This window comes from Pseudomonas fluorescens (assembly GCF_902497875.1).
GTDB classification, from domain to species: domain Bacteria; phylum Pseudomonadota; class Gammaproteobacteria; order Pseudomonadales; family Pseudomonadaceae; genus Aquipseudomonas; species Aquipseudomonas fluorescens_BR.
Window position 1 is genome coordinate 207,405 of sequence record NZ_CABVHY010000007.1, and the last position, 13,852, is coordinate 221,256.

Genomic DNA, 13,852 nt, shown 5'->3' on the forward strand with positions numbered 1-13,852 from the left:
CAGGTGAAGGCGCGGCATCGGCCGCGCAGGGTTATTGGTTCAGGCGTTTGTCGATCAGACCCTCGACCACGCTCGGATCGGCCAGGGTCGAGGTATCGCCAAGGCTGTCCAGTTCATTGCAGGCAATCTTGCGCAGAATCCGCCGCATGATCTTGCCTGAACGGGTCTTCGGCAAGGCCGGCGCCCACTGGATCAGATCCGGTTTGGCAAAACTGCCGATTTCCTTGCTGACATGGGCCAGCAGTTCTTGCTTCAAGGCATCGTTTGGTTCGGTGCCATTCATCGGCGTGACAAAGGCATAGATCCCCTGGCCCTTCACGTCATGGGGGTAACCGACCACGGCGGCCTCGGCGATGCTGTCGTGGAGCACCAGCGCGCTTTCGACCTCAGCGGTACCGATGCGGTGCCCGGACACGTTGATCACGTCATCGATACGCCCGGTGATCCAGTAGTCGCCGTCTTCATCGCGTCGGGCGCCGTCGCCGGTGAAGTAGTAACCGGGGTAGGGTTTGAAATAGGTTTCGAGCATGCGTTTCGGGTCGCCGTAAACGCTACGGATCTGCGCTGGCCAGCTGGCCTTGATCGCCAGTATGCCGCTGCCGGCACCGCTGATTTCCTTACCCTGATCGTCCAGCAGTACCGGCTGCACGCCGAACATCGGTTGGGTGGCGCAGCCAGGTTTGACCCGACTGGCGCTGACCAGCGGGCTGAGCATGATGCCGCCGGTCTCGGTCTGCCACCAGGTATCGACGATGGGGCAACGTTGTTCGCCGACGGCATTGAAATACCATTCCCAGGCTTCCGGGTTGATCGGTTCGCCTACAGTGCCCAGCAGCCGCAGACTGCTGCGCGAGGTTTCCTTCAGCGGCCCCGGTCCTTCGCGCATCAGGGCGCGCAAGGCGGTCGGTGCGGTGTAGAAAATATTGACGTGATGCTTGTCAATCACTTCCCAGAACCGTGAGCTGCTCGGGTAGCTCGGCACTCCTTCGAAGATCAGCGTAGTCGCGCCATTGGCCAGCGGGCCGTAGACAATGTAGCTGTGGCCGGTGACCCAGCCGACATCGGCGGTGCACCAGAAGACTTCGCCATCCCGGTAATCGAGCACGTACTTGAAAGTCATCGCCGCTTGCAGCAAATAGCCGCCGGTGCTGTGCAGCACGCCTTTGGGTTTGCCGGTGCTGCCGGAGGTGTAGAGGATGAACAGCGGGTCTTCGGCGTCCATTGGTTCGGGTGGGCAGTCATCGGTCATGCTGCGCAGAGCCTGGTGATACCAGAGGTCACGGCCTTCGACCCAGTTGACCTCACCCTGAGTGCGCTCGACCACCAACACCGTGCTGACGTCCGGGCAACTGAGCAGCGCTTTGTCGACGTTCTGCTTGAGTGGGATGAATTTGCCGCCACGTACGCCTTCATCGGCGGTGATCACTGTGCGGCAGTCGGCGTCGAGAATCCGGTCGCGCAGGGAATCCGGGGAAAAACCGCCAAAGACCACCGAGTGCACCGCACCAATCCGCGTGCAGGCGAGCATGGCATAAGCGGCTTCGGGGATCATCGGCATGTAGATGCAGACCCGGTCGCCTTTTTTCACGCCGCGACTTTTCAGCACATTGGCCAGCCGGCAGACGTTGTGATGGAGTTTTTTGTAGGTAATCTGCGCCGATTCGACGGGGTCGTCGCCTTCCCAGATGATTGCGACCTGATCGCCGCGCTGTTCCAGATGGCGGTCGATGCAGTTGTAACTGACGTTCAACTGAGCGCCGGCAAACCAACTTGCCGCACCGGTTTTCAGGTCCGCCTGTTGCACGCTTTGCCACGGTGTCGACCAGTCGAGAAAGCGCGTGGCCTGTTCGGCCCAGAAGATATCGGGTTGCTCGATGGATTGGCGGTACAGCCGCTGGTAGTCGTCCTGACTCAGTTGTGCAGCCCGGCGGACGGCATCGGCTTCAGGAAATTGGCTGATATCGATCATGACGGTTCCTTATTCTTGTTTTTGCGACAAGAGGGGAGCTGTGCGACCCTCGTAGGAGCTGCCGAAGGCTGCGATCTTTTGATCTTCAACGTCAAAAGATCGCAGCCTTCGGCAGCTCCTACAGGGACCGAGCACGCCACCGATTTTGCGGTCAACCCGGTGCCGTAGGAACTGTCGTAAGCTGCAAACTGCAGGGGCGGGCAAACCGCCCCGTCAGCGTATCACCCGCGGTGACGACCGCGGAAGTAGTTGATCAGGCCTTGGGTGGACGCATCATCAGCCGGTGTTTCCTCGCTGCCGGTCAGACGGTTGTAGACGCCCTTGCCAAGTTCTTTACCCAGTTCCACGCCCCACTGGTCGAAGGCGTTGATGCCCCAGATCACGCTCTGCACGAAGACTTTGTGTTCGTACATCGCCACCAGTGCGCCGAGGCGACGTGGGCTGATGCGTTCGACCACCAGGGTATTGCTCGGACGGTTGCCCGGGATCACCTTGTGCGGTGCAAGCTTTTGCACTTCGTCTTCGGCCAGGCCTTTGTCACGCAATTCGGATTCGGCTTCGGCGCGAGTCTTGCCGAGCATCAGCGCCTGGCTTTGCGACAGACAGTTGGCGTACAGCCATTGGTGATGGTCGGCCACCGGGTTGTAGCTGACGATCGGCACAATGAAGTCGGCCGGAATCAGTTGGGTGCCCTGGTGCAGCAACTGGTGGTAGGCGTGCTGGCCATTGCAACCGACGCCGCCCCAGATCACCGGACCGGTGTCGGTAGTCACCGGTGTACCGTCCTGGCGCACGCTCTTGCCGTTGGATTCCATGTCCAGCTGCTGCAAGTGCTTGGTGATGTTGCGCAGGTAGTGGTCGTACGGCAGGATCGCGTGGCTTTGCGCGCCCCAGAAGTTGCCATACCAGACGCCGAGCAGCGCCAGCAGTACCGGCATGTTCTGTTCGAATGGCGCGCTCTGGAAGTGCTGGTCCATGGTGTAGGCACCGGACAGCAGTTCCTTGAAGTTCGACATACCAATGGCCAGCGCGATGGGCAAACCAATGGCCGACCACAGCGAGTAACGCCCGCCGACCCAGTCCCACATCGGGAAGATGTTCTCTTCGCGGATACCGAACGCCACAGCGGCAGCATTGTTGCTCGAGACCGCGATGAAATGACGATACAGCTCGGCTTCGGAGCCGCCCTGGGCCAGGTACCAGGCGCGAGCGGCCTGAGCGTTTTTCAGGGTTTCCAGGGTGTTGAAAGACTTCGATGAAACGATGAACAGTGTGGTCTCGGCGCGAATCTTCATCGACAGTTCGTGGAATTCGCTGCCATCGATGTTCGCCAGATAATGGCAGCGCACGCCCTTCTGGGCGTAGGACAGCAGCGCTTCGGAGACCAGCTCCGGACCGAGGAACGACCCACCGATCCCAATATTCACCACGTCAGTGATCGGCTTCTCGGTGTACCCGCGCCACAGACCGTCATGGATACGGCCAACAAGCTCGGTGATCTGGTTCAGGACCTTATGCACTTCCGGCATCACGTTGACGCCGTTCACCGACAGCTTGTCGCCCACCGGGCGGCGCAGTGCGGTGTGCAGGGCCGGGCGACCCTCCGAGGAGTTGACCAGTTCGCCGTCGAACAGTGCTTTGATCGCCTCTTGCAGGCCGGCTTCTTTGCCCAGGCCAACCAGCAGGTCGCGGGTTTCTTTGTTGATCAGGTTTTTCGAATAATCGAGAAACAGCCCACAGCTGCTCAAGGTGAATTCATTGAAGCGCTGAGGGTCGGCATTGAAGGCTTCACGCATGCTGAAGTCTTGCATGGCTTCGCGGTGTTCATTCAACGCTTGCCAAGCGGGCAGAGCGGTAACGTCGTGTGGAGTGCGGTAGTACGCCATCGCTGCGGATTTCCTTTTACTAGAACTGCCTTTTGGACACTGAAAAGCCCGGAATGTCTCGCTCAATCGCAAGACCCACTCCGGTCAGCCTACGTTGACACGATTTAGTTGCGCAGGGGCGATTACAGTAAACCTCGCGTCTTGATCTGTCTTGGCTTTGTCTGCCCTGCGGCCGGTACTTTTTTATACCGGCGCGTCAGGTGAATGCAACAGGCGGGCTTTCAATGCAGAGAAATGCGCAGTGGGTCAGGCGACCTGTACCGGGATGGCATTGCTGGTATGGCTCAGTTCATTGCCCGGTGCCATGTAGAGCATGCGCGGCTTGAAGTTGAGCAATTCGGCTTCGCTGTAATGGGCGTAGGCGCAAATGATCACCCGGTCTCCGACCTTGGCTTTGTGCGCGGCCGCGCCGTTGACCGAAATCATCCGCGAACCTTCTTCACCACGGATCGCGTAGGTGGTAAAGCGTTCGCCGTTGTCGATGTTGTAGATCTGGATCTGTTCGTACTCACGGATCCCGGACAAGTCCAGCCATTCGCCATCGATGGCGCAAGAGCCTTCGTAGTCGAGCACAGCGTGGGTGACTTCGGCGCGATGCAGCTTGGCTTTGAGCATGATGGCGTGCATAAGTGTTTTTCCAGGGTGGAATCGAACGGCGGGCAGCGCCCACAGGCGCGTAGGAGCTGCCGCAGGCTGCGATCTTTGGATCTTGCCGTTATTGTTTGATCGTGCTGTTTAATCTTTTGATTTTGCCGTTTGAACCGCAGCGTCGAGGTTCAGATGCAAGTTGTCGATCAACCGTGTAGTGCCCAAAAAGGCCGCGACGAGGATCACCAGGTCGCGATCATCCGCGGTGGCCGGACGCAGGCTGATTGCCTGGCGGATTTCCAGGTAATCGGGCCGGAAACCGACGCCTTCGAGCTGTTGTTTCTGCGCCGACAGTAGCTTGGGGTAATCGCGCTCGCCCTGTTCAATGGCTTTGGCAATCTGGCTCAGGCTGCGATACAGCTCCGGGGCGATGGCGCGTTGCTCTTCACTGAGGAATCCATTGCGCGATGACAGCGCCAGGCCATCAGCCGCGCGTACGGTCGGCTCACCAATGATCTGGATCGGCAGGTTCAGGTCATGGACCAGGGCGCGAATAACCGCCAGTTGCTGGAAGTCTTTCTCACCGAAGATCGCCAGGTCTGGCTGGACCATGTTGAACAACTTGTTGACCACCGTCGCCACGCCTTCGAAGTGACCGGGACGGCTGGCGCCGCACAGGCCTTCGGACAATTGCGGAACACTGACGCGCGTCTGGCCGGTCATGCCGTCCGGGTACATTTCTTCGACGGTCGGGGCAAACAGCAAATGGCAGCCGGCCTGGAGCAATGTCTCCTGGTCGGCGGCAAGGGTCCGTGGATATTTATCGAGGTCTTCGCCGGCACCAAACTGCAGCGGATTGACGAAAATGCTCGCCACCACGAAGTCCACCCGCTGGGCCGCCTTGGTCACCAGCGCCGCATGGCCACTGTGCAGGTTGCCCATGGTCGGCACGAAACCGATCCGCTTGCCTTCATTGCGGGCGCGAGCTACGGCGGCGCGCAGTTCGCGCACGGTCTTGACAGTGTTCATGCAGAGAATCCGTGTTCAGGTCCAGGGAAAGTTACCGCTTTGACTTCAGTGACATAGGCGCTCAAGGCCGCCTGAACACTGTCCTGTCCGGCCATGAAATTTTTCACGAACTTCGGCGCGCGACCAGTCAGCGACAGGCCGAGCATGTCGTGCAGCACCAGGACCTGACCGTCGGTGGCGCTACCGGCGCCTATTCCTATCACTGGAATACCCACCGCCTGAGTAATTTCAGCAGCCAGCTCGCTCGGTACGCATTCGAGTAGCAACATGGCGGCGCCTGCCTGCTCCAGGGCGATGGCATCAGCGCGCATCTGCCGGGCCTGGTTTTCATTGCGACCCTGGACTTTATAACCGCCAAGGATGTTCACCGATTGCGGCGTCAGCCCCATGTGCGCGCAGACCGGCACGCCACGTTCGGCCAGCAGCCGGATCGAGTCCGCCAGCCACAGCGCGCCCTCGACTTTGACCATGTGTGCGCCAGCCTGCATCAGCAGGGCGCTGTTGATCATCGCCTGTTCGGTGGTTGCATAGGCCATGAAGGGTAGGTCGGCGAGGATCAGTGCTCCGGCGTTACCGCGTTTGACTGCGGCAACGTGGTAAGCCATGTCCGCGGTGGAGACTGGCAGGGTGCTGTCATGTCCTTGCAAGACCATGCCGAGGGAATCGCCCACCAGCAGCACATCGACGCCCGCCTCGCAGCAGGCGTGAGCAAAGGTCGCGTCATAGCAGGTCAGCATGGCGATCTTTTCACCTTTGAGCTTGAGGCTCTGCAAGGTGGTCAGGGTAATGTCTGGCATGAAAAGTGTCCTCATTCAGGCGCTGTGAAAACTACTGCGAGTAACGCGCGTGATGTTTCGTTTATACAGGCGCACGGTCTTTTGTCGTGCTTATAAGGCCTGGATGGCGCCCTTTAATGCCGGGTTGGCGGCAGTGGGACGCCTATAGTCGTGAGGAGAACTCGGGAAGTCAATTGTGTGTGTTACCGCATTGTTACGCAGGCAGTGTTACCCGTGTAACTGATGCGATTCAGCAGCGCTGCAGACTCTGTAGGAGCGAGCTTGCTCGCGATGAACGATAACGCGGTGTTGCAGATAGACCGCGTCGTCTCGATCGCGAGCAAGCTCGGCTCCTACAGAAAATCAAAATCGAACCTTGGCAGACGTTCCAGTCCGACAAACGGACAGTCGGCGAGCAAGGCGCTGAGAAGGCGTCCGTCAGCCAGTTGCAGGTCCGGCGGGGCCAGGTCGGCCAAGGGATAGAGCACAAAGGCTCGGGCTTGCATGTGGTAATGCGGAACTTTGAGGCGTGGTTCGTCGATCAACCGGTCACCGAACAGCAGGATGTCCAGGTCCAGCGTGCGCGGCCCCCAGCGTTCATTGCGCTCGCGACCCTGAGCGTTTTCGATGGCTTGCAGCGCATCGAGCAGTTCCAGGGGCGCGAGACGGCTGTCCAGCGCCGCCACTGCGTTGGTATAGCGTGGTTGGCCGGGGAGCAGGGAGTCGCTTTGATAGAAGGCCGAGACGCCTGACAGTTCGGTCTGCGGCAATTGCGCCAATGCATCGATGGCATTGCGCAATTGGTCCGCCGGGTCAGCCAGATTGCTGCCCATGCCGATGTAGATACGTTCCATCGCTTTACTCGCCCGAAGCGCTCGGAGTGCCGACCGTGGTCGTGCGTTTACGTTTGCTGCCGCCGCTACGGCGACGCTTGCGCGGGGCACCGCTGGCACCGTCGTCCTTGCCGCTGAGGTCGCGAATCATGTCGCGACGCTCGCTGTCGTTGGCGTCCTGATAATCGGTCCACCACTCGCCCAGGCCATCGGTCTGTTCGCCGGCGCTTTCGCGCAGCAGCAAGAAATCGTAACCGGCACGGAAGCGCGGGTTATCCAGTAGCAGATCGGCACGTTTGCCACTGCGCCGTGGGAGGCGTTCCTGCATGTCCCAGATCTCGCGGATCGGCAGGGTGAAGCGTTTCGGAATCGCGATGCGCTGGCACTGCTCGCTGATCAGCTCGTGAGCCGCTTCCTGCATGGCTGGAATCGGCGGCATGCCGCGGGCCTGCAAGCGCAGTACGCGAGCCGGCAGGGCAGGCCAGAGCAGGGCAGCGAAGAGGAACGCTGGGGTGACCGGCTTGTTCTGCTTGATGCGCAGGTCAGTGTTGATCAAGGCTTCGCTGATCAGGGTGTGGGTGTAGGTCGGGTTGTGCTCCAGTGCCTCGGCGCTGGCCGGGAACAGTGGATCGAACAACTGCAGGTCCACCAGCATCTCGAAGGTGTCTGCGGCATGGCCCGAGAGGAACAGCTTGAGCACTTCTTCGAACAGTCGTGCCGAAGGGATCTCGCGCAGCATCGGCGCCAGGTCGCGAATCGGCGTAGCGCTGTGCTTCTCGATGCCGAAATCCAGCTTGGCGGCGAAGCGCACGGCCCGCAACATCCGTACCGGATCTTCCTGATAACGCTGCCGTGGATCGCCAATGAGGCGGATCAGGCGATTGCGGATGTCGTGTACGCCATTGGCGTAGTCGAGAATGCGCTCACTGATCGGATCGTAATACAGGGCATTGATGGTGAAGTCGCGACGCTGGGCGTCTTCTTCCAGCGTACCGTAGACGTTGTCTCGCAGTATCCGCCCGCTTTCGTTGCGGGAGGACTGGTTGCTGTCTTCCTCTTCATCGTTTTGCGGGTGATTGGCGCGGAAGGTCGCGACTTCGATAATTTCGCGACCAAAGTGGATATGCACCAGTTTGAACCGGCGGCCGATGATTCGCGCATTGCGAAATTCGGCGCGAACCTGTTCCGGCGTGGCGCTGGTGGCGACGTCGAAGTCTTTGGGCGTGATATTGAGCAGCATGTCGCGCACGCAACCACCGACCAGGTAAGCCTGGTAACCGGCGTTCTGCAGGCGTTCGACGATATTGACCGCATAACGGCTGAATTGAGCGCGCTGCAGCGAATGCTGGCTGCTGTTGAGCACTTCAGGCGTGCTGCGGATGTGTTGCGTACGACGCAAGGGAGAACGGAATGACTGGAACAGCTTCTTCAGCATGGGATGCACTGTTTGAAGGAATGTTCGGCCATAACGAAGAATGACCGCATGATGGGCCGGGATTCTAGCATTTAGTCGGGGGATGGTGTAGGAAGCGTGCGCAAAGCTGTAGCAGCTGACCGGGTTTGCGAGGCTGCGTCCGGCTGCGTGTAGGTCAAACGCCAGAAACCACAAGGGGAGCCGAAGCTCCCCAAGAAGTAGTTGCATGCTCTATTTTTATTATTGGTGTCGGGCTTTTTGTTTTTGTTGAGTGCCCTCGTCACGCGTTCTTACCTTCGTGACCCTCCCAATCGGGAGCCAAGAGCAAACGGATTGCTTTGGTCGCTGTGTTGCATGATCCAGTGATCCAACCAGTTCAGGCTCTGTCTTAGGACAGTTTTTTGTTGTTCTCGGCCTGGTTGCGGGGCAAGCCCCAAATACAACGCCTCTCCAAAAGAATCAGTTAGCTGCGCCTCCGCCGTGTTGTTTTTATTGTGCGTGAGCCGTTTCGTCTTATTTTTATTGTTTGTTGCATTGCTTGTTATTGTTTTTGTACTAAACATATAGCAGGTGTCGTGCCAACTTTTGCAAAGGCCAGTAAAACCGGGGGTTTGGAGGGTTTGAGAGGTTTTTTCGGGCGAAAAAAAGCCGGGGTTTCGTTACCGTAAACCCCGGCTTCTGTTACGTGAAAAACCTGAGGTAACAGTTTCTTCACGGGTGCGGGTGTTACCCGCGCGCATCAGCTCTCGCTGGCAACCCCGGTCTTGCGTCGTGGAATGCCCAGGCGCTGGCGCCGTTCCCACAGGCATTTGCGGCTGACCCCGAGTTTGCGGGCAAGCTCGGTCTCGGTCATGTGATCCTGATGCTCGAGAACGAAATGCTGGAAGTAGTCTTCCAGCGACAAGTCTTCGGTAGGTTCGTGGCTGGTGTTGCTGGCGCTGCCCTGTTGCGGTGCCAGGCCGATGAAGTCATCGTCTTCCAGATCGCTCAGCTCGATATCGATGCCCAGCAGTTCGGCGGAAATCTCCGGGCTCTCGCACAGGATGACCGCGCGTTCCACCGCGTTTTCCAGTTCCCGCACGTTACCCGGCCAGGAATAATGACGAATCGCCTGCTCGGCGTCCGCGGCGAACCTCAGGTCCGTGCGGTTGACCCGGGCACTTTGCCGGGCGAGGAAAGCGGTGGCGATTTCGTTGACGTCGGCGCCACGTTCACGCAGCGCCGGCAGTTTCAGGGCGATGACGTGAAGGCGGTAATACAGGTCTTCGCGGAACTGGCCGATCTTTGCCAGGCTTTTGAGGTCACGGTGGGTAGCAGCGATCAGTCGGACATCGACCTTCTGCGACTGCACCGAGCCGACGCGGCGGATCTCGCCTTCCTGCAGCACGCGCAGCAAGCGCGCCTGGGCTTCCAATGGCAGTTCGCCGATTTCATCGAGGAACAAGGTGCCACCATCCGCCGCTTCGACCAGACCGGCGCGACCGGCGCTGGCGCCAGTGAAAGCGCCTTTTTCGTGGCCGAACAGTTCGGACTCGATGAGGCTTTCCGGGATAGCCGCGCAGTTCACCGAAATCATCGGCGCCTTGGCGCGTTTGGACAGGTTGTGCAGGGCGCGGGCCACCAGTTCCTTGCCGGTACCGGATTCACCCTGGATCAGCACATTGGAATCGGTGGGCGCGACTTTGCGGATCTTGCTGTACATATCCAGCATCGGCGGGCAGGAGCCGATGATGCCGATCTCGCCGTTGCTGTTGTCGACAGCGTTTTTCGCGGCGCCATTGCTGGCTTTGCCGACGACCGGTTCGCCCGCGGTACTCTGCGCCGTTTGCCGGTCACGCAGGATCCGTGCAGCGGCCTGGAGCATTTCGTCGTGATCGAAAGGCTTGGCGATGTAATCCACCGCGCCCATCTTCATCGAGTCGACGGCCGAGCGCAGGCTGGCGTAGCTGGTCATGATCAGCACCGGAGTGCCTTGGCCAAGCTTGATCAGCTCGGTACCCGGTGCGCCGGGAAGGCGCAGGTCACTGACGATCAGGTCGAACGAGGGAATGCTGAAACGCTCTTGTGCTTCCTGCACGGAACCGGCTTCGCTGACCTGGTACTGGTTACGTTCCAGCAGCCGGCGCAAGGCGGAGCGGATAATTGTTTCGTCTTCGACGATCAAAATGTGCGGCATTGATTCGATACTCTCGACGGTCTCAGTTCACAGCGGACGTCGCTTCGACATGACGCGGTAAGGTCACCCGGATACGGGTGCCGCGCTGGCTTTGTGTGTCAGCCGGGCTGTCGATGGTGATTTGTCCATAATGCTCTTCAACGATGGAATAGACCAGTGCAAGGCCCAGACCGGTGCCTTCGCCAGGATCCTTGGTGGTGAAGAAAGGTTCGAACAATCGGTCCATGATGTTCTGTGGGATACCGCTGCCTTCGTCTTCGACGATCAGGTCGACCGTGTGTTCGCCGGCTTCGCTCTTGACCCGTACTGCACTGCCCGGCGGTGAGGCATCGCGGGCATTGGACAGCAGGTTGATCAGAACCTGGGCGAGCCGCTGCGGGTCGCCGTCGACCCAGTGTTCGGGGTCGCACAGGTTGTAGAACTGCACTTCGAAGTTGCGTCGGTTCAGTGCCAGCAAGCCAATGGCATCCTGCGCTACTTCGGCCAGGCACACCGGCTCGTCACTGTTTTGATGGCTGCCGGCGTGGGCAAAGCTCATCAGTGACTGGACGATGCGCGAGATGCGCTTGGTTTGTTCGAGGATCTGCCCGCTGATTTCGGTCAGTTCGCTGTCTTCTTCGCGCTCTTCACGCAGGTTTTGCGCGAGGCAGGCGATGCCGGTGATCGGGTTACCGATTTCATGGGCCACGCCGGCCGCCAGGCGGCCGATACTCGCCAGCCGCTCGGAGTGTACCAGCTTGTCCTCAAGCATCTGGGTTTCGGTCAGGTCTTCCACCAGCAGCACCAGTCCGCTGTTACCGGGAGCCAACGGCTCGTCGATGGCGGCCTTGTGCAGGTTCAGCCAACGGGTCTGACCGTCGAGGGCCAGGTGTTGTTTGTGCAGGTGCTCGTCCGGGAGGTTGATGAAGCCTTGCAGCAACTCCCTCCACGGATCGCCCAGGGTGCTCAAGCGCGAACCGACCACACGCTGGGCGGCAATACCGGTCAGCTCCTCCATGGCTTTGTTCCACATGAGGATTTCCTGGTCCTTGGCCAGCGAGCAGACGCCCATCGGCAGCTCCTGCAGGGTCTGCCGGTGATAACGGCGCAGGGCGTCGAGCTCGGCGGCCAGGCCGGTCAGGCGCGAGTGATAGTCCTCGAGGCGGCTTTCGATAAAGTGGATATCTTCAGTGACATAGTTTTCGCCGCCGGCCTTGTACGGCAGGAAGGTTTCGACCATGTCTTGAGCCACGCTCGGCCCCATCAGGCCCGACAGATTGGCCTCGATGCGATCGCGTAGCCGGCGCAAGGCATAAGGGCGGCGCTCATCGAAGGGCAAATACAGATCGCGCAAGGCCTGTTCGACTTCTTTCTGCGCGGCCTTGGCTCCCAGGGGCTTGGCCAGTTGCGTGGCGAATTCCTGAGGCGAGGCGGCGTGCAGTTCCCGGCGTTGCGGGCGACGAACGTTATCCACCGCGCAGGCTTCGGCGGCGCTGGCCTCTTCGGGGCTGGCATTGGTAAACAGCGAGATCAGGGTGAACATCAGCACGTTGGCAGCAAGCGAGGCGATGGCTGCCATATGCCAGCTGGTGTCATCGAGCACGTAAATCATGTTCAGCAGCGGAATGTAGAAACCCTGCAGATTGCCGATCAACGGCAACAACATAGTCACCAGCCACACCAGAATCCCCGCCAGCAGTCCGGCAATGAAGCCGCGACGGTTGGCGGTCGGCCAATACAGCACCGACAACACCCCGGGAAGGAATTGCAAAGTGGCAACAAAGGCAACAATGCCGAGGTTGGCCAGATCCTGCTCGGCGCCCAATAGCAGGTAGAACGCGTAGCCGGCCATGATGATCGCGACGATCAGCGCCCGGCGGGTCCACTTCAGCCAGCGGTAGATGTTGCCTTCGGCCGGCGGCTGATAGAGCGGCAGCACCAGGTGGTTCAGGGCCATCCCCGACAGTGCCAGGGTGGTGACGATGATCAGTCCGCTGGCTGCCGACAGCCCGCCGACATAGGCCAATAACGCCAGGGGCTTACTGTTGGCGGCGATGCCGATACCCAGGGTGAAGTATTCCGGGTTGGTGGTGGCGCCCAGTTTCAAGCCGGCCCAGAGGATCAGCGGCACTGCCAGGCTCATCAGCAGCAGAAACAGCGGCAAGCCCCAGCTGGCACTGACTAGAGAGCGCGGATTGAGGTTCTCGGTGAACGTCATGTGGTACATGTGCGGCATGACGATCGCCGAGGCGAAGAACACCAGCAACAGCGTGCGCCATGGGCCTTCTTGCAGTGGTGTGTGCAGGGCGGCGAGGGCGGTCTGGTTCTGCAGCAGCCACAGTTCGAGCTGTTGCGGGCCGTCGAATACGCCGTACAAGGCATACAGGCCGACGCCGCCGATGGCGATCAGTTTGATCACCGACTCAAAGGCGATCGCGAACACCAGCCCTTCGTGCTTTTCCCGGGTCGCGATATGCCGGGAGCCGAAGAAGATGGTGAACAGGGTAATCAATGCGCAGAAGCTCAGGGCCACGCGATGCTGCACTGGTTCGCGGGTAAGGATGCCGATGGAATCGGCGACTGCCTGAATCTGCAATGCCAGCAGCGGCAAGACCCCGATCAGCATGAAAATCGTCGTCAGTGCACCGGCCCAGGTACTGCGAAAGCGGAACGCGAACAGGTCAGCCAGGGACGAGAGCTGGTAGGTGCGGGTGATTTTCAGGATCGGGTAGAGCAGCACCGGCGCCAGCAGGAAGGCCCCGGAAACCCCGAGGTAACTGGAAAGAAAGCCGTAACCGTACTGATAGGCCAGGCCAACCGTACCGTAAAACGCCCAGGCGCTGGCATACACACCCAGTGACAGGGTGTAGGTCAGCGGGTGGCGAATGATCGAGCGCGGGATCATCCCGCGTTCACTGATCCAGGCCACACCGAACAGCACCGCCAGGTAGGCGGCGCTGATCAGGATCATCTGGGTCAGGCTAAAGCTCATCGGCATCTTTTTGGCTCTGCAGGATGAAGGTCACAACGATCAGAATCAGCCAGAGCAGATAAGGGCGGTACCAGGCGCCAGTGGCGTCGATCCACCAATCCATGATGGCCGGGGAGAACAGATAGATCCCGACTACCAGGAGCAGGACCAAACGATAGATGTACATCCTGGCCTCTCTTTATAGTGCGCGTGCCCGAAAACGTGCGGCGA

The 13,852-nt window shown here is 59.8% G+C and carries 10 protein-coding genes; all 10 read right to left on the reverse strand.

The window, feature by feature from the left end:
* Window positions 1–31: 31 nt before the first annotated feature.
* Window positions 32–1,969 (reverse strand): acetate--CoA ligase, encoded by a 1,938-nt coding sequence (acs, locus tag F8N85_RS09315; protein WP_150803330.1) that lies wholly within the window; start codon window positions 1,967–1,969, stop codon window positions 32–34.
* Window positions 1,970–2,190: 221 nt separating this feature from the next.
* Window positions 2,191–3,855, reverse strand: a complete 1,665-nt coding sequence (gene pgi / locus F8N85_RS09320; protein WP_150803331.1) for a glucose-6-phosphate isomerase — start codon at window positions 3,853–3,855, stop codon at window positions 2,191–2,193.
* Window positions 3,856–4,101: 246 nt separating this feature from the next.
* Window positions 4,102–4,482 (reverse strand): aspartate 1-decarboxylase, encoded by a 381-nt coding sequence (gene panD, locus F8N85_RS09325; protein ID WP_008153310.1) that lies wholly within the window; start codon window positions 4,480–4,482, stop codon window positions 4,102–4,104.
* 108 nt (window positions 4,483–4,590) lie between these two features.
* Window positions 4,591–5,472, reverse strand: coding sequence for a pantoate--beta-alanine ligase (panC, locus tag F8N85_RS09330; RefSeq protein WP_150803332.1), 882 nt, complete (start codon window positions 5,470–5,472; stop codon window positions 4,591–4,593).
* Window positions 5,469–6,269, reverse strand: coding sequence for a 3-methyl-2-oxobutanoate hydroxymethyltransferase (gene panB, locus F8N85_RS09335; RefSeq protein ID WP_150803333.1), 801 nt, complete (start codon window positions 6,267–6,269; stop codon window positions 5,469–5,471). The genes panC and panB overlap by 4 nt, the downstream gene beginning before the upstream one ends.
* Window positions 6,270–6,601: 332 nt before the next feature.
* The gene (gene folK / locus F8N85_RS09340; RefSeq protein ID WP_150803334.1) at window positions 6,602–7,102 is read right to left on the reverse strand and encodes a 2-amino-4-hydroxy-6-hydroxymethyldihydropteridine diphosphokinase; all 501 of its coding nucleotides are present in this window, start codon (window positions 7,100–7,102) and stop codon (window positions 6,602–6,604) included.
* 4 nt (window positions 7,103–7,106) lie between these two features.
* Window positions 7,107–8,516 carry a polynucleotide adenylyltransferase PcnB gene (locus F8N85_RS09345; RefSeq protein WP_150803335.1) on the reverse strand — a complete coding sequence of 470 codons (1,410 nt, stop codon included), beginning with the start codon at window positions 8,514–8,516 and terminating at the stop codon, window positions 7,107–7,109.
* 718 nt (window positions 8,517–9,234) lie between these two features.
* Window positions 9,235–10,671 (reverse strand): sigma-54-dependent transcriptional regulator, encoded by a 1,437-nt coding sequence (locus F8N85_RS09355; protein WP_150803337.1) that lies wholly within the window; start codon window positions 10,669–10,671, stop codon window positions 9,235–9,237.
* A gap of 22 nt (window positions 10,672–10,693) precedes the next feature.
* Entirely contained in the window at window positions 10,694–13,648 is a 2,955-nt protein-coding gene (locus F8N85_RS09360; protein WP_191636144.1) for a sensor histidine kinase, read from the reverse strand.
* The gene (locus F8N85_RS09365; protein ID WP_003176118.1) at window positions 13,632–13,808 is read right to left on the reverse strand and encodes a hypothetical protein; all 177 of its coding nucleotides are present in this window, start codon (window positions 13,806–13,808) and stop codon (window positions 13,632–13,634) included. Before F8N85_RS09365 ends, F8N85_RS09360 begins: the two co-directional genes overlap by 17 nt.
* Window positions 13,809–13,852 lie beyond the last annotated feature (44 nt).